Annotated in this window: 20 protein-coding genes; 13 read left to right on the top strand and 7 right to left on the bottom strand. The window is 72.8% G+C overall.

From position 1 onward, the window contains the following. Positions 1–42: 42 nt before the first annotated feature. On the bottom strand, positions 43–705 hold the full coding sequence (locus ACFY3I_RS31900) for a bifunctional DNA primase/polymerase (protein WP_365295470.1): 663 nt from the start codon (positions 703–705) through the stop codon (positions 43–45). A gap of 274 nt (positions 706–979) precedes the next feature. On the opposite strand from ACFY3I_RS31900, the gene ACFY3I_RS31895 reads away from it, so the two are divergent. After that, positions 980–2,365 carry a transcriptional regulator gene (locus tag ACFY3I_RS31895; RefSeq protein ID WP_390864543.1) on the top strand — a complete coding sequence of 462 codons (1,386 nt, stop codon included), beginning with the start codon at positions 980–982 and terminating at the stop codon, positions 2,363–2,365. Positions 2,366–2,566: 201 nt separating this feature from the next. Next, complete coding sequence (locus tag ACFY3I_RS31890; protein ID WP_390864542.1) at positions 2,567–4,156, top strand: hypothetical protein; 1,590 nt, start codon at positions 2,567–2,569, stop codon at positions 4,154–4,156. Between the two features lie 60 nt (positions 4,157–4,216). On the opposite strand, the gene ACFY3I_RS31885 is transcribed toward ACFY3I_RS31890, so the two are convergent. Further along, positions 4,217–5,521, bottom strand: coding sequence for an ABC transporter substrate-binding protein (locus ACFY3I_RS31885; protein ID WP_390864541.1), 1,305 nt, complete (start codon positions 5,519–5,521; stop codon positions 4,217–4,219). 117 nt (positions 5,522–5,638) lie between these two features. On the opposite strand from ACFY3I_RS31885, the gene ACFY3I_RS31880 reads away from it, so the two are divergent. Next, positions 5,639–6,139: a hypothetical protein gene (locus tag ACFY3I_RS31880; RefSeq protein WP_390864540.1), complete on the top strand. Its 501-nt coding sequence runs from the start codon at positions 5,639–5,641 to the stop codon at positions 6,137–6,139. A 56-nt stretch (positions 6,140–6,195) separates the two neighbouring features. Then, positions 6,196–7,080 (top strand): formyltetrahydrofolate deformylase, encoded by an 885-nt coding sequence (gene purU / locus ACFY3I_RS31875; RefSeq protein WP_365295479.1) that lies wholly within the window; start codon positions 6,196–6,198, stop codon positions 7,078–7,080. A 234-nt stretch (positions 7,081–7,314) separates the two neighbouring features. On the opposite strand, the gene ACFY3I_RS31870 is transcribed toward purU, so the two are convergent. Then, positions 7,315–8,604, bottom strand: coding sequence for a maleylpyruvate isomerase N-terminal domain-containing protein (locus ACFY3I_RS31870; RefSeq protein ID WP_390864539.1), 1,290 nt, complete (start codon positions 8,602–8,604; stop codon positions 7,315–7,317). Further along, on the bottom strand, positions 8,601–9,179 hold the full coding sequence (locus tag ACFY3I_RS31865; RefSeq protein WP_351737242.1) for a sigma-70 family RNA polymerase sigma factor: 579 nt from the start codon (positions 9,177–9,179) through the stop codon (positions 8,601–8,603). The genes ACFY3I_RS31870 and ACFY3I_RS31865 overlap by 4 nt, the downstream gene beginning before the upstream one ends. 381 nt (positions 9,180–9,560) lie before the next feature. Between ACFY3I_RS31865 and ACFY3I_RS31860 the strand changes: the two genes are divergently transcribed. Both ACFY3I_RS31860 and ACFY3I_RS31855 read left to right on the top strand, forming a co-directional pair. Beyond that, positions 9,561–9,935 carry an STAS domain-containing protein gene (locus tag ACFY3I_RS31860; protein ID WP_365284915.1) on the top strand — a complete coding sequence of 125 codons (375 nt, stop codon included), beginning with the start codon at positions 9,561–9,563 and terminating at the stop codon, positions 9,933–9,935. Between the two features lie 212 nt (positions 9,936–10,147). Further along, complete coding sequence (locus ACFY3I_RS31855; protein WP_390864538.1) at positions 10,148–10,660, top strand: EF-hand domain-containing protein; 513 nt, start codon at positions 10,148–10,150, stop codon at positions 10,658–10,660. On the opposite strand, the gene ACFY3I_RS31850 is transcribed toward ACFY3I_RS31855, so the two are convergent. Next, positions 10,644–12,203, bottom strand: coding sequence for a class I adenylate-forming enzyme family protein (locus ACFY3I_RS31850; RefSeq protein ID WP_390864537.1), 1,560 nt, complete (start codon positions 12,201–12,203; stop codon positions 10,644–10,646). The two genes, ACFY3I_RS31855 and ACFY3I_RS31850, sit on opposite strands and share 17 nt — an antisense overlap. A 134-nt stretch (positions 12,204–12,337) precedes the next feature. Between ACFY3I_RS31850 and ACFY3I_RS31845 the strand changes: the two genes are divergently transcribed. The 4 genes from ACFY3I_RS31845 to ACFY3I_RS31830 all read left to right on the top strand — a co-directional run bounded on the left by ACFY3I_RS31845 (position 12,338) and on the right by ACFY3I_RS31830 (position 15,373). Continuing rightward, positions 12,338–13,468 (top strand): acyl-CoA dehydrogenase, encoded by a 1,131-nt coding sequence (locus tag ACFY3I_RS31845; protein ID WP_390864536.1) that lies wholly within the window; start codon positions 12,338–12,340, stop codon positions 13,466–13,468. A 6-nt stretch (positions 13,469–13,474) separates the two neighbouring features. Beyond that, positions 13,475–14,353 carry an acyl-CoA dehydrogenase family protein gene (locus ACFY3I_RS31840; RefSeq protein WP_390864535.1) on the top strand — a complete coding sequence of 293 codons (879 nt, stop codon included), beginning with the start codon at positions 13,475–13,477 and terminating at the stop codon, positions 14,351–14,353. A 387-nt stretch (positions 14,354–14,740) separates the two neighbouring features. After that, positions 14,741–14,878 (top strand): hypothetical protein, encoded by a 138-nt coding sequence (locus tag ACFY3I_RS31835; protein WP_365284905.1) that lies wholly within the window; start codon positions 14,741–14,743, stop codon positions 14,876–14,878. An 18-nt stretch (positions 14,879–14,896) separates the two neighbouring features. Further along, positions 14,897–15,373, top strand: a complete 477-nt coding sequence (locus tag ACFY3I_RS31830) for an ATP-binding protein (RefSeq protein WP_390864674.1) — start codon at positions 14,897–14,899, stop codon at positions 15,371–15,373. A gap of 353 nt (positions 15,374–15,726) precedes the next feature. Here the strand turns inward: ACFY3I_RS31830 and ACFY3I_RS31825 are convergent, their stop codons facing one another. Next, entirely contained in the window at positions 15,727–16,662 is a 936-nt protein-coding gene (locus ACFY3I_RS31825; RefSeq protein WP_390864534.1) for a cyclase family protein, read from the bottom strand. Between the two features lie 86 nt (positions 16,663–16,748). Between ACFY3I_RS31825 and ACFY3I_RS31820 the strand changes: the two genes are divergently transcribed. The 3 genes from ACFY3I_RS31820 to ACFY3I_RS31810 all read left to right on the top strand — a co-directional run bounded on the left by ACFY3I_RS31820 (position 16,749) and on the right by ACFY3I_RS31810 (position 20,098). Then, positions 16,749–17,663 (top strand): SDR family NAD(P)-dependent oxidoreductase, encoded by a 915-nt coding sequence (locus ACFY3I_RS31820; RefSeq protein WP_390864533.1) that lies wholly within the window; start codon positions 16,749–16,751, stop codon positions 17,661–17,663. A gap of 231 nt (positions 17,664–17,894) precedes the next feature. Next, on the top strand, positions 17,895–19,049 hold the full coding sequence (locus ACFY3I_RS31815; protein ID WP_390864532.1) for an acyl-CoA dehydrogenase family protein: 1,155 nt from the start codon (positions 17,895–17,897) through the stop codon (positions 19,047–19,049). Continuing rightward, entirely contained in the window at positions 19,049–20,098 is a 1,050-nt protein-coding gene (locus tag ACFY3I_RS31810) for a Zn-dependent alcohol dehydrogenase (RefSeq protein WP_390864531.1), read from the top strand. The genes ACFY3I_RS31815 and ACFY3I_RS31810 overlap by 1 nt, the downstream gene beginning before the upstream one ends. Here ACFY3I_RS31810 and ACFY3I_RS31805 read toward each other — a convergent pair. Beyond that, a complete protein-coding gene (locus ACFY3I_RS31805; protein ID WP_390864530.1) occupies positions 20,095–21,102 on the bottom strand; it encodes a GlxA family transcriptional regulator in 1,008 nt (335 codons plus the stop codon). The two genes, ACFY3I_RS31810 and ACFY3I_RS31805, sit on opposite strands and share 4 nt — an antisense overlap. Positions 21,103–21,142 lie beyond the last annotated feature (40 nt).

Here is a 21,142-nt window from a genome sequence, read left to right as displayed (position 1 = left end):
GGGGTGGCGCAGAGCCCCTTCAGGGGCGCCGGGGGCACCCCGCTACCGGTCCCGCCCGCACGCGTACGCCAACGGCGAGATCAGCTCCTCCGCGTCCGGCAGCCACCGGTTCGCCGGAGTCGGCCGGCAGGCCCACTGCACCGCGCCCCGGGAACCCAGGCGAGTCGGCGGCGCCGGCACGTACGCGCCCTCGCCCAGCGCCGTGAGGTCCAGGGAGGCCGGCGCCCAGCCCAGCTTCCGCACCAGGTCCGGCACCTTCAGCGACCCGCCCGGGAGCACGAAGAACTGCATCCGGCCGTCGGGCGTGAGCGTCACCGGACCGAGGGTCAGCTCCATCCGCTCCATCCGCGCCAGCGCCAGGAACCCGGCGGTCTCCGGTACGGACAGCGCGTCGAAGGTCCGCCCCGTCGGCAGCAGGATCGACGCCGTCGGCTGCTTCTGCCACATCCGGCGCGCGACCGTCGCACTACCGGTCGCCTGCGACGCCCAGTCCGGACGCGCCGCGTGCGCGCCGGGCGCGGCGCACGCGACCTCCCCGCAGGAACAGTGCTGCACCCCCTCGGCCGCTTCCAGCCAGGTGCCCGGGAAGACGTCCCAGTGACGCTCCTCGGCGTAGCGTACGGCTGTCTCCAGCAGCGATTCCCCGCGCTGCTTCGGAATCTGAGCGGCTTCGGTGCCGGCGATCGTCTCTTCCACGTTCAACACAACTCCCGCACCCACCTCGGGTTACGGGCGTAGCGCGCGCGGGGGAGGAGCATCGATTCCGCAATTGGGGCGCATGGGTGCACGGGTGGGGGCGCGCAGGAGGAACCGGGGCGTGAGCGGGTAGTCACACGTGGGGGGTTGGCGGCGGCCGTGCCCGTGATTCCGCTGCCTTTACCCGGCAATCCTCGCATGTCCCGCATTTTCGGTATGTCCGCTGGGCAGTGATCGTCAAGGCCGGATCTTTTCCCTACAGGGAGTTCGCAGGGGGTACGCCATGGCCGCAAGGCCGCTTGTCGCGCGGCAGCCGAACGAACGGTTGCAGGCGCTCATCCAGGAGGCGGGGTGCTCGAACGCCGGGCTGGCCCGCCGGGTCAACATGTGCGGCGCGGAGCACGGTCTCGACCTGCGGTACGACAAGACGTCCGTGGCCCGCTGGCTGCGCGGCCAGCAGCCGCGGGGCCGGGCGCCCGCGATCATCGCGGAGGCGCTGGGACGCAAGCTGGGCCGTACGGTCACGATCGACGAGATCGGCATGGCCAACGGCAAGAACCTCGCGTCCGGCGTCGGTCTCCAGTTCTCGCCGACGGTACTGGGGGCCATCGAGCAGGTCTGCGAGCTGTGGCGCAGCGACGTGGGCCGCAGGGACTTCCTGTCCGGCTCCTCGGTCGCCGCGTCCGCGCTGGTCGAGCCCAGCCGGGACTGGCTGATCTCGGCGCCCGACGCGCAAGTGGCACGGCAGGCAGGCCCGCGGGTCGGGCCGTCCGACGTCGCGGCCGTCAAGGCGATGACCCAGGCGCTCACCGATCTCGACCACCAGTACGGCAGCGGCCATGTGCGCCCGGTCGTCGTGCACTACCTCAACAGCGTGGTCTCCGGGCTGCTGGCCGGGTCCTACCGGGAGTCCGTGGGACGGGAGTTGTTCGCGGCCGTCGCCCGGCTCACCGAGCTCGCCGGGTACATGGCCGTCGACACCGGGCAACCCGGGCTCGCCCAGCGGTACTACATCCAGTCGCTGCGGCTGGCGCAGGCCGCCGGCGACCGCGGCTACGGCGGTTACGTGCTGGCCGCCTCCATGAGCCACCTCGCCGCGCAGCTCGGAAACCCGCGGGAGATCGCCCAGTTGGCGCGGGCCGCGCAGGAAGGGTCGCGCGGGCGTGTGACGCCGCGCGCGGAGGCCATGTTCTTCGCCGCCGAGGCCCGCGGGCACGCGCTGCTGGGGGACGCGCGGTCGGCCCAACTGGCTTCGGGGCGCGCGGTGTCGGCGATGGAGTCGGCCGATCCGTCGTCCGGGGACGACCCGGCCTGGATCGCCCACTTCGACGAGGCCTACCTCGCCGACGAGCTGGCGCACTGCCACCGCGACCTGGGTCAGGCCGAGGCGGCCGCGAGGAGCGCGGAGGAGTCGCTGGCCGGGCATCCGGTGACGCGGACACGGCGGCGCGCGATCGGCTATGTGCTCCTGGCCACGGCGCAGGTGCAGCAGCGCGAGGTCGAACAGGCCTGTGCCACGGGGCTCAAGGCGGTGGAGCTCCTCGGGACGATCCGTTCCAACCGGGGCGCGGAGTATCTGGAGGACTTCCAGCTGCGCCTGGAGCCGTTCCGGGACGAACCGGTCGTCAGGGAGTTCGGAGCCCGACTGGATCTGCAGGCGGCCGCATGAATTCATGCCCCGCGGTCACATGAACGTGTGGGAAACCACACCTTGCCGTCGCTGAGGCGGCATATACAGCGCACCGCGGGGCGGTTTTGTTACTGCTGTCACAGGGAAGAAGATCGCGCCCTTGCCTGCGTGGCACCTGGCTGAGGGGACCCGGTAGCGTGAGCCGACGATTCACAAGGTCCCCCATAAGTAGGAGTCCCGGTGACGCAGAGTGGACAGGGCGAGCCCGCGCGCGAAGGCATCGTGCTGCCCTCCGACGGTGGCGAGCCGCTGCTGCCGGGCATGACGGGCGTACCCGCCCCCTCTTCCCTGTCGCAGCCGCCCGCCCCGGCGCCGAACACCGCGCCCTCCGAGGGGCAGGCATGGGGGCAGCCGTGGGGGCCCGGACGTGAGCAGGGCGCGGCACAGCCCGAGCAGGGCTGGCCGCAGGCGGCCGGCCAGGAGTGGAACACCACGGAGCCCGCACCGGAGCTGCCGCCCGCCTGGAACGCCCAGACGCACGCCGCGCAGGCCCAGGCGGCGCAGGCCCAGGCCGACCGGTACCGGGCCCCAGGCGCGGGTGCCGGCCCGCTCCCGCCGGAGGCGGCTTCCGCCCCGTCGTACGGCGGCTACGAGCAGTCGTACGGCTACGGCGCCCAGGCCCAGCAGCCGTACGGCGGCCAGGACCCCTACGGCGCTCAGGGCGCCGCGCCGGCGCACGGCGGCCACGGCGGGTACCCCGGTGCCCTGCCGACCGCCGACGACGGCGCCACCCAGTACATACCGCCGGTGCCCGCCGCGCCGGTGGACGAGGGGGCCACGCAGTACATACCGCCGGTGGCGGCCGCTCCCGAAGGGGCCACCCAGCTGATACCGCCGATAGGCCCGGGCGCCCTGCCGCCCGAGCAGGCCGCCTTCCCGAACGGTCAGCACTCCGACGCCGACGCCACCCAGTACATCCCGCCGTACCAGGCCGGCGCCGAGCAGGGCGGGGACCGGCAGCCGCCCGCCGAGTTCGACAACCTCTTCCGCAGCGCGCCGGGCGGCGACCACCCGGCCGCGTCCACGTCCCAGATGCCGCGCTTCCAGCAGCAGCCGCAGGGTTACCAGCAGCAGCCGGCGTACACCCCGCCCCCCTCGTCCTACGACCACGACGACGACGGCGGCGGCCGGGGCGGACGCGGCGGCAGGTCCAAGGTGCCGCTGATCGCCGCCGTGGGGATCGGCATCGCCGTCCTCGGCATCGGGGCCGGCGCCCTGTTCAGCGGCGGAGGCGACGGGGACTCCGCAGACGCGGGCAAGACGGTCGCCGCGACCTCGCCCGTCACCGACGGATCCTCGTCGGCCGGGGCCGACCAGGGGAAGGCTCAGGCGGCCGCGCTGGACAAGCTGCTCGCCGACAGCGGCAGCAGCAGGGCCTCGGTGATCAGCGCCGTGGCCAACGTGAAGCAGTGCCGGAACCTCGACGGCGCCGGCTCCGACCTGCGCAACGCCGCCACCCAGCGGGCCGCGCTGGTCACCCGGCTGTCGAAGCTGTCCGTCGACAAGCTGCCGAACAGCGGGGAGCTGACCACCGCCCTCACCAAGGCCTGGCAGGCCTCCGCGAACGCCGACAACCACTACGCGGCCTGGGCCGACCAGGTCAAGGGCAAGCACGGCTGCCACAAGGGCCAGGCCCGCGGCACCGGCCAGACCGCGGCCGGCAACGCGGAGAGCGGTACCGCCAGCTCCCAGAAGGTGAAGGCGGCCGCGCTGTGGAACTCGATCGCGGGCAAGTACGGGCTGACCCAGCGGCAGCCGACCCAGCTGTGAGAGCGGGCCGGTGGCGGCGGCCGACCCGGTCGGTCGGTCCGCCGCCACCGGCCCGGCGGGTCAGGTGAGGTCGGCGTTCTCCAGGATGTCGGTCATGTCCAGCGCGGTCTTGTTCGCCGACCGGAGCAGACCGTCCTTGACCGTCTGGACGTTCACGTCGGTGTTGACCAGCCGGGAGAAGCCGGCCGCGGACAGCTTGCCCTGGTAGGGCCAGGACAGCGGCGGAGTGAGGTCACCGGTGGAGACCTTCAGGCCGTCGTTGAGGGTGCGGCGCACACTGTCGGAGCTGATCTCACCGGAGCCGATCTTCTTCAGGGCGGCCAGCAGGACCTGGTAGGCGATCCAGGTGGTCTGCACCCCGGCGTCGGCCGGGTCGATCCGGTTGTCGCCGAAGGCCTCCTTGCTGATGACCTTCTTCATCTGGTCCCAGCGCGAGTCGGAGGCCACCGGGTACCAGCCGGTGATGTACGACCCCTCGTAGGGGCCGGACGCGCCGCCGGTGGAGTTGATCACCGTCTGGTCGACGCTGCCGACCTCGGCGGCCGTCTTCACCTTCGGGAAGTCCTGGCGGGCGCGCTGGAAGTTGTCCATGAAGGTGGCCGTGCGGTCACCGAGCTCGGGCACCACGCAGCCCGTCTTCCCCGACTCCGAGGTGGCGTGCTCCAGGGCCTGCTGCGACTGCTTGTCGTACTCGGTGAGGTCCTCGGCGGCCAGCTGGTCGATCGACTTGGCGTGGCCGCCGGCCTGCAGGCCCGAGTCGAGCAGCTGGGGCAGCTGGTCGCCGGCGATGCTGTCCGGGCGGACCAGGGTGACCGGGCCGCACGAGCCGGCCAGGGCCTCCCCGAGTCCGGCGAGCAGCGTGAGCTGGCCGCCGTTGACCGGGTAGGAGACGGGGCTGGTGAACTCCTCGTTCGAGGCCCCGTAGCCGCCTATGTAGGGGATGGCGGCGCCTTCCAGGGCGGCGAAGTAGGAGTCGCCGAACTGGCTGTAGGAGCCGACGACGGCGACGACGTCCTCGTCGGCCGCCTTCTGGGCACAGTTCGCGGCGCCCACACTGGTGTTGTGGTCGTTGCAGGTGATCAGCTTGAGCTTGTGACCGCCGACGCCGCCCTGGGAGTTGACCCATCGGACGATGGCCGAGGCCATGGCGGGCATGCCCGCCTTGTTGGTGGCGCCGGTCTTCTGCGGAGCCCAGGTCATCACCTTGATCTCGTCGTCCCCCGCGGCCGAGAATCCTGGGATGGTGCCGCAGCCGGCGGTGAGCGACGCGCAGGCGGCGATGGCCACCGCGGACAGCGCTGTGGCTCTGACCCGCTGGTGGGTCGTGGGGAGGATGGTGCTGAGTGTGGGACGCCTGCCGGTCATGGACACGCACGATTCCCCCACATCAATAACCTCTGAGTGACCCATGGTCAACGAGAGGTGACGCGCAGGTGAATTACGGGGGCCTGTGACGGGCGTGTGACGAGGAACGTACGATCGATGACCGTGCAAGGTTCGGAGAACTCTTCCCGTCGCGGCCGTCGCTCCTCCACCATGGGCGACATGCCACTCAACGACATGCCGTGGTGGCGCTGGCGCAGCAATGTGCGCTCCGCGCTGCACATGCTCTCGGACCCGGAGTTCCAGCGGAACGTCTGGCTGGCCGGCCAGGACGGGTACGGCGACGTGACCGACGCGGTCTACCGGCTGGTGGAGGACACCTGGCTGGACAACTGGTCCGCGGAGAAATACGTCGGGACGATATTCCGCGACTCGCAGGAGGCGGCGCTCGTCGACACCGCCGTGCTGCGGGTCCTGCGGATCATGCACCAGGTCGGGCCGGACGCGCCGGTCTCCGCGTACCTCGACCACCAGGCGTGGCCGGACGCGATCCGGGCGGCCCGGGACGCGCACACGCGCCTCGCGGCGAGCGACGGCGACGACCCGGACGTCCCGCCGCGCAGCCTCGAGGTGCTGCGGATCATGACCCGGGCGGCCTGAGTCCGCGGTACGGACGGCGACGGCCGGGGACGGCGTGGCATGAGATTCTGTGGTGCATGACCGATCAGCCCACCCGAGCCGAGGCCACCCTGGCCGACCAGTACGTCCTCACGCTGTCCTGCCCGGACAAGCAGGGCATCGTGCACGCCGTGTCGAGCTACCTGTTCATGACCGGTTGCAACATCGAGGACAGCCAGCAGTTCGGGGACCACGACACGGGTCTGTTCTTCATGCGGGTGCACTTCTCGGCCGAGGCGCCGGTGACGGTCGACAAGCTGCGGGCCAGTTTCGCGGCGGTCGGTGACTCCTTCCACATGGACTGGCAGATCAACCGGGCCGACCAGCGGATGCGGGTCGTCCTCATGGTCAGCAAGTTCGGGCACTGCCTGAACGACCTGCTCTTCCGCGCCCGGATCGGCGCGCTGCCGGTGGACATCGCCGCGGTGGTCTCCAACCACACCGAGTTCGCGGAACTGGTGGAGTCGTACCACATCCCCTTCCGCCACATCCCGGTGACGAAGGAGACCAAGGCGGACGCGGAGGCCCAGCTCCTCGAGCTGGTCCGCGAGGAGAACGTCGAACTCGTGGTCCTCGCCCGGTACATGCAGGTCCTCTCGGACGATCTGTGCAAGCAGCTCAGCGGCCGGATCATCAACATCCACCACTCGTTCCTGCCGAGCTTCAAGGGCGCCAAGCCCTACCACCAGGCGCACGCGCGGGGCGTCAAGCTGATCGGGGCGACGGCGCACTACGTCACCGCGGACCTCGACGAGGGCCCGATCATCGAGCAGGAGGTCGAGCGGGTGGGCCACGGCGTCACCCCGGACCAGCTGGTCGCGATCGGGCGGGACGTGGAGTGCCAGGCGCTGGCGCGGGCGGTGAAGTGGCACGCGGAGCGGCGCATCCTGCTCAACGGCCGCCGGACGGTCGTCTTCGCCTGACGTCCGGTACGCCCGAGGGTGCGGGGGCGGGGTCGTCGGGCGGCCGCGGGCCGGTGGGGCTCGTTCGCGCAGTTCCCCGCGCCCCTAAAAGATTTGCGCAGTTCCCCGCGCCCCAGAAGTCAAAAGCGGGGCGCAGCCCCTGCTTTTGAGGGGCGCGGGGACTGCGCGACCAGCCACGAACCACCCGCAGCCGCCGTACGACCGCGGCCCCCGCCCCTTGGGCGTACCGGCCCCCTACATCCGGCTCAGGCTCGCCGCCGCGAACAGGACGTCCCTGATCGCCGCCCGGTCCCCCAACTGCCCGGCCGCCGCCTCCTCCGGAGGCACGTGGCCCGCCGCCAGCCTGCAGAACTCCACGTCGTCCAGCGCCACGTGCGCCACCTCGAACTCCTCCGAACCCACCGCCCCCGGCGAGTCCAGCGGGATCAGCCACTCGCCGCCCCCGGTGCCCTCGATCTCCAGCCGCAGGCTGCGGCCGGGCTGTCCCGCGGGGACCAGGTGCGGGGTGGGGCCGGGCGCCGCCAGCCCGGCCTGGCGGCGCGCCGCGAGCGCGCCGGGAAGCATCCGCGCCGCGAGGTCGATCATCCGGTGCAGGTATCTCGGCGCCGGCGGCCCGTACGGGTAGTCCACGGCCACCGCGATGTCCTCCGCGTGCACCCAGCACTCGAAGGCACGGTCCAGCATCGCGTCGTGCAACGGCAGCGCGAAGTCGCCGTACGACACCCCGAGGCGCCCGGCGCCGCTTCCGGTGAAGGAGACGGTCTGCACGAGCCGGTGGCTCTGCTCCCGCCAGGGGCCCCGCACCGCACGGGTCGGCGGGAAGTGCGAGGCCTGCCAGAAGGCCTCGGTACGGGCCGCGGGTCCCTGCCCCGGTGCCCGGCCCAGCGGGTCGTCCAGGCCGAGCGCGGCGGCCACCAGGCCGTCGACGGACAGCAGGTGCGCGATCACGCCGGCGACCGTCGTACGGCGGCTCGTCGGCGCCACGCCGTCGAACCAGCGCAGCCGCACCGGCGCGTGCCACTCCGCGTCGCCGATGTCCTGGAGCAGGGCGTCCAGACGGGCCGTCTCGGCGTCGTACGGCGTCGCCCACGCGGGGATCGGGATACGCGGCGGGCGGCGGTCCAGGCAGGCCTCCAGGACCCGGGTACGCAGAGCGGGATCTAGGTCGAGGTTCTCCGGCTGGTGCAGCAGGCCGACCGCCTCGCGCAGCCGCCGCGCCTCGTCCGCGCAGGCCCCGCAGTCGCCGAGGTGGACCTCGACGGCGAGCGCCTCGTCCGTCGAGCAGGCGGCCAGGGCCCAGGCGCCCAGCAGCGACTTCAGGACGTCGTGCGGCAGCTCCGGCGGTGCCGGCGGTGCCGGCGGCGGACCGTCCGGTTCGGGCAGCGGCCGGCCGCCCTTCTCGGCGGCGGCCCGGGGCAGCGGGACGCGCGGCGGCCCGCCGGGCTCGCCGTCCGGGGGCACGCCGCCGGGTCCGGGGCCGGAGCCCGCGCCGGACTGCGCGTCGAACGGGTCGGCGCCGGTCACACCGCACCTCCGTACCCGGGCGGCCGCCCGGCGTCGTGCGCGGTGGAGAGCAGCTGCAGACCGAGGCGCAGCCGACGACGGGCCTCGTCCTCGGTGACGCCGAGGTCCACCGCGGTCTGGCGGTAGTCACGTCGCTGGAAGTAGGCGAGGTCCAGGGCGGCGCGCAGCGGCGTCGGCATGGAGTGCACGATGTAGTCCGCGCGGGCGGCCACGGAGGCGCGCCGCACCTTGCGCTCCAGTTCCTCGGTGGCCTCGGCACCGGTGTCGCCCGGGGTGAGCGCGGCGGTCTCGGTGGCCCGCAGGCGCTGCACGGCGAGCCGGTGCGTGAGCGCGGCGACCCAGGAGCGCAGCGGGCCCTGGCGTGGGTCGTAGGCGTCCGGATGCTCCCAGACGTGGGCGAAGACCTCGCGGGTTATGGAGTCGGCGGCCCGCTCGTCCCCGAGGACGCGGTGGGCGAGGCCGTGCACGAGCGAGGCGAAGCGGTCGTAGAGCTCGCCGAGGGCCGCGGCCTCGCCGCGCGCCAGCCGCTGCTGCATCTTGCGGTCCCATCGGGGCGGTACGTCCTTCTTCGCCATGCGGCCCCCTCCCCGTGCCTGCGTCCAGCGTCGCTCCACCGTCTCCTCGAATGTAGTCGGCATGTCGGACAGCGCACGCCCCTTTGTGTCAATGCGCGCCCCCTGAGGGTCCCCGAGTGGTAGAGACCGGCGGTGGCTCCGCGGTGCTCCGGGGGTGCGCCCCCGCCGCCGCCTCGGCGATGGCACAGTCGGGTCCGGGCAAAGCCTCCGCTTCTGATCGAACGAGATCGTGAGTGACCGAAACAAGACCCTCGCCGATCGGTGCTCGTTTGTCCTCGGGGGTTTCGGGGAACGGCCGCTGGGCAGCCGCGCGAAAAGAAGCGAAGGAACTGGCTCCGTTTCCGGGCGGTTCCGGAGATCCGGCGAGCGGAGGGCTGAGCCGTGACTTTCAAGGTGACCGAGGTCCAGCAGGGCGAATGGGCCGTGCTCGGGGTGTCGGGCGAACTGGACCTGGTGACCTCGCCGGTGCTGCGCCAGCGGGTGCACGACGCGGTCGCCGAGGGCTGCCACAGCGTGGTCCTCGATCTTTCCGACGTGTTCTTCTGCGACTCCAGCGGGGTCGGCGTCCTCATCGCGGCGCGCCGCCTGATCCGCTCCTGCCGGGGCCGGCTGCGGCTGATCCTGCCCGCGCAGGGCGCGAGTGACGGGTCTCACGTGAACCGGGTCCTCGGCGCCCTCGGCGTGCGGCGGCTGTTCGACGTGTACCCCGACATGGACAGCGCGGTCAGCGACGAGGAGGATCCGCTCTCGGCGTAGCGGGCCGTGCACCCGGCGCCGGCGGAGCGGCGGCCGCTCCGGACCCTCCGCAACCGTCCTCTATATCCGACGATCTCGGTGATGCCGCAGTGTTGTCGCAGAATTCCCCCGGTCTTGGCACAAGAGTCGTCTTCGTGCTCCCCGGTCGCCGCTCGCGTCGTAGGCTCCCTGCGAGAGGAACCCCCACGTCACGTAAGGCGGCCCGAACACACATGGTCAGCACCGAGTACGAGCGACGGATCGCCGCCCGGTTCGCAACCTTCGACCAGGACGGCAACGGCTGGATCGACCGCGAGGACTTCAACTCGGCGGCCAAGGCACTGCTCACCGAGTTCGGCGTCCCGGCCCGCTCCGACAAGGGCCAGGCCCTGTACGGCGGTGCGGAGGCCTTCTGGCAGGGCATGGCCGGCATGGCCGACCGGGACGGCGACCAGCGCATCACCCGCGAGGAGTTCGTGAGCGGCGCGGTCAAGCGGCTGCACGACAACCCCGAGCGGTTCGGCGAGATCGCCCGTCCCTTCCTGCACGCGGCCCTCGCCCTCGCGGACACGGCGAACGACGGCACGGCGTCCGTCGACGACACCGTGCGCGTGCTGCGCGTCCTCGGAGTTCCCCCGGAGATCGCCCGCGCGGTCGCCTCCGGCCTCGACATCGACGGTGACGGGAAGGTCGCGGAGACGGAGATCGTCCCGGCGTTCGCCCGTTACTTCACGATCCCGGACTAGGGCTTCCGGGCCCGGCGGCCCCGGGCTGCCCGGCGGCCGTCGAGAACCGCTCGCGCAGCCTGTACTTGAGCACCTTGCGCAGGGTCTCGTTGCGCGGGAGGGCGTCCACCACCTCCAGCCGCTCGGGCAGTTTGTGCACCGACAGCCCTTGCCCGCGCAGGTACGCCACCACCTCGGGAAGCGTCAACACGACGCTTCCCGGGGGCTGTTCGACCACCGCGCAGACCAGCTCCCCGCGTTCCACGTCCGGCAGCCCCACCACCGCGGCGTCGCCCACCGCGGGATGCGCGGCGAGCAGGTCCTCGATCTCCTTCGCCGAGATGTTCTCGCCCTTGCGGATGATCACGTCCTTGAGGCGGCCGGTGAGCACCAGGTGGCCGCTCGGGGTCAGCCGCCCCAGGTCACCGGTCCGCAGGAACCCGTCCTCGTCGAAGGCCTCGGCGGTCTGCGCCGGATCCAGGTACCCCTGGCACACCGCCTCCCCGCGCAGCCGCACCTCGCCGCTGCCGGAGACCCGTATCTCCATGCCCTCGGGGGGCCTGCCCTCGGTCGTCGCCAGGTTCTCCGCCGTGTCGTCCGGCGCCCCCATCGTGATCATCGGCACCTCGGTCATGCCGTATCCGTGCGTCAGCTGCACGCCCATCTCGCGCACCACCGCGTGGTACACCTCCGGCGGCTTGGGCGCCCCGCCGCCCGCCAGCAGCCGCAGCGAGGGAATGACCGGGACCCCGGGCTGCTTGCGCTGCTCGGCCAGGAACATCGAGTAGAACGCCGTGGACCCGCCCGCCACGGTCACCTGGTGCCTGCGGTACTCCGGGAGCGCGTCCGGCAGCGCGAACTGCTCGAACATGACGGCCGGGAAGCCGTACAGCAGCAGCATCACCGTGTAGTCGGGGCCCGCGATGTGCGCGTACGGGAACGCCATGGAGCCCACGTCCATGGCGGTCAGCCGCAGCGCGTGCGCCAGGCACGAGCCGCCCGCGATGAGTGAACGGTCCGTGTGCAGAACGCCTTTGGGGTCGGAGGTGGTTCCCGAGGTCCAGTAGATCCACCGGACGGAGGTCCCCTCGGCGGGCGGGGCGGGCAGCACGGCCGGATCACCGTCGGGCAGCCGGTCGCCGTCGTAGGCCTCGAAGATCCCCTTCGCGCCCAGCCGCCGGGCCATCTCCGTGTGGTCGAAGCCGCGCCACACCCCCGGTACGGCGAAGAACTCCGCCCGGGACTCGCGCAGCGCGAAGCCGACCTCGCGGTCCCGGTAGAAGGGGATGACCGGGGACTGGACGGCGCCGAGCCGGGCCAGCGCGAAGGACAGCACGGCGGTCTCGATCCGGGTGGGCAGCTGCCAGGCGACCACCGTGCCCGGCCGCACGCCCATGTCGTACAGCCCGGCCGCGACGCGTTCCGCGCGCGTGCGCAGCTCCCCGAAGGACAGGGTGCGCTCGCCCTGGAGGAACACCGGTCTGCCGGGGGTGAGTTCGGCGCGGCGGGCGACCAGGTCCCAGAGCGTGCGGGAGGCGCCCAGTTCGTGTGCGGTGGCGTTCATCGAGTCCCCTGTCCGACTGCACCGGCAGAACTGACGAGTCGTCAGATCGTAGGTCCTGACTCCTTGCCGGTCCAGGGGTGCGGGGTTAGCCTGCGGAATCTGACGAAGCATCAGTTCCGTGGGGGTGGCCGCCGGTGGATCTGTCGTACACGCCCGAGGAGGACGAGTTCCGGGCCCGGCTGCGCGAGTGGCTGGCCAAGGCGCTCCCCGGCCTGCCCCCGAAGCCGCGGCCCGAGGACTGGCCCGGCCGCCGCGCCTACGACCTCGGCTGGCAGCGGGCGTTGTACGACGCCGGCTACGCCGACGTGCACTGGGGCGCGTCGCCCACGGTGCGGCTGATCTTCCTGGAGGAGACCGAGAAGGCCGGCGCGCCCTACGTTGGCGCCAACTTCGTGGGCCTGCTGCACGCGGGCCCCACCATCGCCGCCGAGGGCACCGAGGAACAGCGGGCGCGCTGGCTGGCGCCGATCCTGCGCGGGGACGAGGTGTGGTGCCAGGGCTTCAGCGAACCCGGCGCCGGCTCCGACCTGGCGGCGCTGCGCACGCGCGCGTGGCGCGACGGGGACGACTACGTGGTCAGCGGCTCCAAGATCTGGACCTCGCACGCGGAGGTCGCCGACTGGTGCGAACTGCTGGTGCGCACCGATCCCGGGGCGCCCCGGCACCGGGGCATCAGCTGGCTGGCCATGCCCATGACCGCGCCGGGCGTCACCGTGCGGCCGCTGCGCACGCTCGCCGGGTCGGCCGAGTTCGCCGAGGTGTTCCTCGACGAGGTGAGGGTGCCCGCATCCCACCGGGTGGGCGCCGAGAACGACGGCTGGCGCGTCACCATGGTGACCCTCTCCTTCGAACGCGGCACGGCCTTCGTCGGCGAGGTCGTCGCCTGCCGCCGCGTGCTCGTCGACCTCGCGCGCGCGGCACGCGCCAACGGCACCTGGGACGACCCGGAGCTGCGCCACCGCCTCGGCCGGCTGAACGCCGAGTTCCGGGCGCTGTGGCGGCTCACCCAGTGGAACGTCAGCGAGGCCGAGGGCAGGGGGGTGCCCGGCGTCGGCGGCTCGGTCTTCAAACTGCGCTACTCGCACGTACGCCAGGAGCTGTACGACGCGGCCGCCGCCGTGCTCGGCCCGGACGCCCTGGACCTGGACCGGCCGTGGGTCCTGGACCGGCTCTCCTCCCTCTCGTACACCATCGCGGCCGGGACCTCCCAGATCCAGCGGAACATCGTGGCCGAGCGGATCCTCGGGCTGCCGAAGGGGCGGTGAGCGGGCGTGCGCTTCCAGCTGAGCGACGACCAGACGGCGTTGCGGGACGGGATGCGGGAGCTGCTCGCACGCCGGTTCGACGGCGAGGCGCTGCGGGCGGCGGTCGGCGCGCCCGGCCTGGACCGGGGACTGTGGCGGGAACTGGGGGCGGCGGGGTTCTTCGCGCTGCGGCTGCCGGAGGCGGACGGCGGGGTCGGACTGGGGCTGCCCGAGGCGGTGTTGGTCTTCGAGGAGGCGGGACGGGCCCTGCTGCCCGGACCGCTGCTCGCCACCCACCTCGCGGCGGCCGACGTGCCCGGCGCGGCCACCGGGGAGGCCGTGGTGGCCCGCGTGGACGGCGGCCTGGTGGAGTGGCTGGCCGAGGCCGACGCGGTACGGGGGGATGCGTCGGGCGCCCTACCGCTGCGCTCCGTGGACCCGCTCACCCCGCTGCACCGGGTGGCGGGGGCGGCCGATCCGGACCCCGACCCGGTCGCCGTGCTCCTCACCGCCGCCGAGCAGCTCGGCACCGCCACGCGCGCGTGCGAGCTCGCCGTGCAACACGCCCGGACCCGCGAACAGTTCGGCCGGCCGATCGGGGCCTTCCAGGCGGTCAAGCACCTCTGCGCGGAGATGCTGGTGCGTGCCGAGACCGCCCGCGCGGCCGTCTACGCCGCCGCGGTGACCGCCGACCGGGTGGACATCGCGGCGGCCCGGCTGCTCGCCGACGAGGCCGCCGTGCGGGGCGCCAGGGACTGCCTCCAGGTGCACGGCGGAATGGGCTTCACCTGGGAGGCGGAGGTGCATCTGCACGTGAAGAGGGCCTGGGTCCGGGCCCAGCGTGGCGGAGGAGGCACGCGGAGTCACGAGACGCTCGCGGCCGACCTGCTCGGCCTGATGTTCTAAACGGCCCTGGTCTGCGGAATCGGAGCCCCCGGGGACCAGGTGTCGCGGATCGTGGCACACCGTCGTCACGGAGCGTCGATATCGGGTTGTGTCCAACGCGTGACTCGTCACGGCCTGGAGTCGGGCGTTCCCTCGGGTACCTTCTGTGGGATGCGAGTGGTTCCGAGGACGAGCCATGCCGGCGGTGCCGACGAAGCGGCCCCGCGGTTCATGGTGCGTACCCCCGCTCGCAGGGCGGCAAGGGCTTCTGCCCCCGCCTGTTCGACTCCCCTCGGCGAGCGTCGCACAGTATGGCGTACGCGTACTCCTTCGCGTTGGAATATGCCCGAAGCGCTTGTTGAGGTGACTGTACGTCAACCATGCTGTCTCGTAAGGGAATCACGTTCCGTGACCCTTGCTCTGGCCGTTGTTCTGGCCATGCAGAAAATGGCTACGATCGTGGCCCTGGTCGTCCTTGTCGTCACGGTGCTGGTCGTGACGCTGGCTCGGCGCGGGTTCATGTGTCCGCCGGTTCGGATGGTGTGAGCGGTGCAGGTGCTTCAAGTGCAGCTGGAGATCCGGCCCGACCCCGCGGAGGTGGGACGGGCCAGGAGATGGGCGCGCTCGCGCCTGGCCGGGTCCGGGATAGCGGCGGACGAGCCGCTGGCCGAGACGCTGATCCTGCTCGTCTCCGAGCTGGTCACCAACGCGGTGGTGCACACGGGCTGTCCGGCCGTGCTCCGGCTCTCCCTGCCGGGCGTGGACCGCGAGGGCGTCGAGGAGTCGGCCACCGTGCGGCTGGAGGTCGCCGACGCCAGTGACCGCGCCCCCGTACCGCGGTGCGTGGGCACCGACGCGACCGGCGGCCGGGGCCTGGCTCTCGTCGACGGTCTCGCCGACCGCTGGGGCTGGAGCCCCGAAGGCGCCGGCAAGCGCATCTGGTGCGAACTCGACCGGTGCGCGGAACCCCGGCAGGGTGCGGCGGTGGCGTACGGAGGTGGGCTGGCCTCCTTCGAGGGGCTGGCGTTCGAGGCGGTGTGATCCCGGTGTGCGGTGATGCGCCGGGGGATGCATCCGTGCGCGCCCATGACGAACCGGGGCATAGGTCCTAAAAGATTGAACGGGTGTTGACGCCCGGTGATCGCGTGCTCACTCTTGAGGTCTGCGATTCGCCGCGAGGGGACGGCGAGGGCACGGTCCGGGAACGCCCTCGTCGCGTGTGGGTCGAGCCGGACGGCGGTGTGCGGGGCCGGGCTCGGGGCGGGCCGGTGCGCGCGGTCGTGCGGATCCCGGGGGGAACGGGGGAGGGGCGGTGCCACGCCGGTCCCGGCGTGGCACCGGCCTCGGGCGGCCGCGGAGGCGTGCGCGCTCCGGGCGGGCCGCCGCAACACCCTTCAGAGCACCGCCACCGGGGCGACCGGGCTGCCCGTCGCCCCGACGAACGGCTCGGGCGTAGCCGACAGCAGGAACGCGTACCGGCCGGTTTCTCCACAGGCTGTGGACAACTCTTCGAGATTCCAGTTCTGGCCCTGCAGCATCCCCATCTCCACCAGGTCCAGGGCGTGCACCGGCAGCCACAGGTCCTCGATCTCGGGCGGGAAGATCTCGAAGGTCAGGGTGTCGTCGGCGACGGCGGCCACATCGCGCGCGTGGAACCACTCCGGGGTGCGCACCGACAGCCCCGGCGACGGATAGCCGTACCCGTGCCTGTCGCCGGCCAGGTACACCTGCACCTGGCCGGTCCGCACCAGCACGATGTCGCCGCCGCGCACCGTCGTACCGGCCAGTTCCTCGGCCGCCTCCAGGTCCTCGGGCGTGACCGCGTGGCCCCCCGGCAGCCGGTCCACGCCGTGCGCGCGTGCCACGTCCAGCAGCACCCCGCGCGAGACGACGTGCCGCGCCTTGTCGATCCCGCCGAACCCGGCACCCTCGTGCGCGGTCACCGTGTGCGCGGGGCGGCCGTTGTACAGCCTCCCCGAGTGCGAGACGTGCGGCAGCGCGTCCCAGTGGGTGCCGGCCTGCAGGCCCATGGTCACGGCGTCGTCGCTGCACGCGACCGTCCCCGGACCGAAGAGCTCCTGGTTGATCTGGACCATGACGTGCAGCGGGTTGACCCGCCCCGGGATCATGCCGGTCTGCACGCCGTCCTGGAGCAGGGGGAGGGCGAGCGGGACGCGGTGGCCGGTCCGTACGGTCGCCGCCGCCTCCCGCACCACCTCGTCGGTGATCAGGTTCAGCGTGCCGATCTCGTCGTCGGCGCCCCAGCGGCCCCAGTTGTTGACGCGCTCGGCGATCTCGTGGAACACCGCACGGGCTGTGGGCAGTGACATCCGGTTCCTCCCCGGGGCTTGTGTCCGCGCGTCCGGCGCGCCATAAAATCTAACGGTCCGTCAGATATCGCGGGAAGGGGCCGGGCGTGGGGAACTTCTTGGCAGGCAAGGTCGTCGCCGTGACCGGTGCGGGGCGCGGAATCGGACGGGCGGTCGCGCTCGCGGCGGCGGCCCAGGGCGCGAAGGTCGTCGTCAACGACTACGGCGTCTCGGTCGACGGCGCCTCGCCCACCAGCGAGGTCGCCGAGGCCGTCGTCAAGGAGATCGAGGCGGCGGGCGGGGACGCGGTCGCGGTCGCCGACGACATCTCCACCATGGCGGGCGGCCGGCGGGTGGTGGACACCGCGCTGGCGTCGTACGGGCGCCTCGACGGGGTCGTGTGCGTGGCGGGGATCCTGCGCGAGCGGATGCTGTTCAACATGAGCGAGGAGGAGTGGGACCCGGTGGTCGCCACCCACCTCAAGGGCACGTTCACGGTGTTCCGGGCGGCGGCCGCGGTCATGCGGGCCCAGCGGGCCGGCACCCTGATCGGCTTCACCAGCGGAAACCACCAGGGCTCGGTCTCGCAGGCCAACTACAGCGCGGCCAAGGGCGGGATCATCTCGCTGGTGCGCAGCGCGGCGCTGGGCCTGCACAAGTACGGGGTGACCGCGAACGCGGTGGCACCGGTGGCCCGGACCCGGATGTCCGCGGGGGTGCCGACGGAACTCACCGAGATCGGCGAGCCGGAGGACGTCGCCGCGTTCGTGGTCTACCTGCTGTCGGACGCGTCGCGGGACGCGGGCGTCACCGGGCAGGTGTACACGGTGGCCGGGCCGAAGATCGCGGTCTGGGCCCAGCCGAGGGAACTGCGCGCCGCGTACGCGTCGGAGGGGTCCTGGACTCCGGAGCGGATCGCGGAGTCCCTGCCGGGGAGCGTGGGGGTGGATCCGATGCCGATGCTGGCGCGGCTGACGGCGATGGAGACGGCGGCGCGGGCGGGAAACCGGCCGAACGCGTGAAGGGGTGGGCCGTGCGCCGACTCGCCGTCGGGGGTGCGGTGCGTGCGCGGGTGCGACGCCGCCTCGGCCGTTCGCGCAGTTCCTCCCCCAGCCTTCGGCCGGGGGTACCCCCAGCGCCCCTGGGTGGGGTGTCCGGGTCGGCGTTCAGTGGCTCGGTCTGTCTGTGCGCGCAGTTCCCCGCGCCGGCGGTTTTCGTACGACCTTGGTCCCGAGGCTCATCTGGAGGTCACCGTGGAGTTCGGGTTCGCGCCGGAGGACGAGGCGTTTCGTGGCGAAGTCCGTGCCTGGCTCGGTGCGCATGCCCCGGCCGGCGCGGACCGGCGCGGTTGGGAGCGCACGCTCGGGGCCGCCGGATGGATCGGGCTCGGGTGGACGGAGGGCGGGTACGGGAACCGGACCGCCACGCTCACCCAGCAGGTCGCCTGGGCCGAGGAGTACGCGAGGTCGGCCGCGCCGCCGCGCTCCGGGCACATCGGGGAGAACCTGCTCGCCCCGACGCTGATCGCGCACGGCAGCGACGCGCAGAAGGCCCGCTTCCTGCCCGCCGTCGCCGCCGGGGAGGAGCTGTGGTGCCAGGGGTACAGCGAGCCCGGTGCCGGGTCCGACCTGGCCGGTGTGCGGACCGCGGCCGTACGCGAGGCGGACGGCTACCGCGTCACGGGGCAGAAGATCTGGACCTCGCTCGCCCATGAGGCCGACTGGTGTTTCGTGCTCGCCCGCACCGAGCCCGGCTCCCGGCGCCACCACGGCCTCACCTTCCTGCTCGTGCCCATGGACCAGCCGGGCCGCATAGAGGTCCGCCCCATCCGCCAGATGACCGGCACCAGCGACTTCAACGAGGTCTTCTTCGACGGGGCGCACGCGCGCGCGGAGCACGTCGTCGGCGGCGTGGGCGACGGCTGGCGGGTGGCCATGAGCCTGCTGGGCTTCGAGCGCGGGGTGTCCACCCTCGCCCAGCAGATCGGGTTCGCCGAGGAACTGGGACGGGTGGTGCGGGACGCCGTGGCGACCGGCGCCGCCGACGATCCCGTCGTACGGGCGCGGCTCGTGCGGCTGTGGGCGGAGCTTCGGGTCATGCGCTGGAACGCCCTGCGCACCCTCGGCGGTCAGGTCGCCGAGCCCGGCGCGCCCAGCGTGGCCAAGCTCCTGTGGGCGGGCTGGCACCAGCGGCTCGGCGAGCTCGCCGTGCTGGTGCGGGGCGCCGGCGCGAGCGTGGGTCCGGCCGACTGGTCGGCCGCGGCGCCCTACGAACTGGACGCCGCCCAGCACCTGTTCCTCTTCTCCCGGGCCGACACCGTCTACGGCGGCTCGGACCAGGTGCAGCGGACGATCATCGCCGAGCGCGTGCTCGGTCTGCCGAGGGAACCGAAGGGGGTCGAGTCGTGATGCGCGCAGTGGTGTTCGACGGGAAACAGGTCCAGGTCGTCGACGACCTGGACGTACGGGAGCCGGGGGCAGGGGAGGTGCTGGTCTCCGTCGCGGCGGCCGGGCTGTGTCACAGCGATCTGTCCGTGGTGGACGGGACCATACCCTTCCCCGTCCCTGTGGTGCTCGGACATGAGGGTGCCGGAGTGGTGGAGGCGGTCGGTGTGGGGGTCACCCATGTGGCGCCGGGCGACCATGTCGCGCTGTCCACGCTCGCCAACTGCGGTGCGTGTGCCGACTGCGACCGGGGGCGGCCCACCATGTGCCGGAAGGCCATAGGGCGGCCGCAGAAGCCGTTCACCCGGGGCGGCCGGGCCCTCTACCAGTTCGCGTCCAACTCGGCCTTCGCCGAGCGCACGGTCGTCAAGGCCGTGCAGGCGGTGCGGATCCCGAAGGACATCCCGCTGACCTCGGCCGCTCTGATCGGCTGCGGCGTACTGACCGGGGTGGGCGCCGTGCTGAACCGCGCCCGCGTCGACCGCGGCGACACCGTGCTGGTCATCGGCACCGGCGGGATCGGGCTCAACGTCATCCAGGGCGCCCGGATCGCCGGCGCCCTGCGGATCGTGGCCGTCGACGCCAACCCCGCCAAGGAGGAGGTGGCCCGGCGGTTCGGCGCGAGCGACTTCCTGACCTCGACGGAGGGGGTCAGGGACCTGCTTCCGCACGGTGTCGACCACGCCTTCGAGTGCGTCGGCCGGGTCGACCTGGTCCGGCAGGCGGTGGACCTCCTGGACCGGCACGGCCAGGCCGTCCTCCTCGGCACCGCCGCCGCCACCGCCGAGGCGTCCTTCGTGGTCTCCTCGATGTTCCTCGACAAGTCCATCCTGGGCTGCCGCTACGGCTCCTCGCGCCCCCAGCGGGACATCGCCCTGTACGCCGAGCTGTACCGGCAGGGGCGTCTGATGCTCGACGAACTGGTCACCGCGACCTACCCGGTGGAGGACTTCGAGAAGGCCCGCGCCGACGCGGAGGCCGGGCGGGTGGCCCGGGGGGTGCTCACCTTCTAGGACAGGTTCTGGGAGACCTCGCCGGCCCGGAAGGTCCGCCGGTAGGTGCTCGGGGTGACGCCGAGCGCCGTCTGCAGGTGCTGCCGCATCGACTGGGCCGTGCCGAAGCCGGCGTCCCGGGCCACCTGGTCCATCGAGAGCCCGGTGGACTCCAGGAGGTGCCGGGCACGTTCGACGCGTTGCCGGGTGAGCCACTGGCCCGGGCTGACGCCGGTCTCCTCGCGGAAGCGGCGCGTGAAGGTCCGTACCGACATGGCCTCCTGCTCGGCCATGTCCCGCAGCTGGATCGGCTCGTGCAGGCGGCCCAGCGCCCAGGCGCGGGCGCCTGTGGTGCCGGCGACCTGCGGGTCGGGGACCGGCCGGTGGATGTACTGGGCCTGGCCGCCGTCCCGGTGCGGGGGGACGACCGTGCGGCGGGCCACCTCGTTGGCGACGGCGGTGCCGTGGTCGCGGCGGACCATGTGCAGGCACAGGTCGATGCCGGCCGCCACACCGGCGGAGGTCAGCACGTCCCCGTCGTCGACGAACAGGACGTCCGCGTCCACCCTGACCCGCGGGAACAGCCGTTGGAGATGGTCCGCCTCGGCCCAGTGCGTGGTCACCGGGCGGCCGTCCAGGTAGCCGGCCGCGGCCAGCACGTAGACACCGGTGCAGATGGAGGCCAGCCGGGTGCCGGGGCGGATGTGGGCGAGCGCGGCGGCCAGTTCGGGGGTGAGGACGCCCCGTTCGAAGACCGGGCCCAGCTCGTACGACGCCGGGACGACCACCGTGTCGGCGGTGGCGAGCGCCTCGGGGCCGTTCGGTACGTGGATGGCGAAGTCGGCGTCCGTCCCGACCGGCCCCGGTGGCCGGACCGAGCAGGTCACGACCTCGTACAGGTGCCGTCCCCGCGCGTCCTTGGGCCGGCCGAAGATGCGGTGGGGGATGCCCAGTTCGAAGGGGAGCAGGCCGTCCAGGGCGAGGACGACGACTCGGTGCGGACGGAACCTCGGGCCACTGCTCATGGCCCGATCCTAGCGAATACTGACCTTCGGGCCACTCGAT

It is taken from the genome of Streptomyces sp. NPDC001068 (assembly GCF_042897315.1).
Taxonomy (GTDB): domain Bacteria; phylum Actinomycetota; class Actinomycetes; order Streptomycetales; family Streptomycetaceae; genus Streptomyces.
The sequence above is the reverse complement of the archived record's forward strand: the minus strand, read 5'-3'. Positions and strand labels throughout refer to the sequence as shown.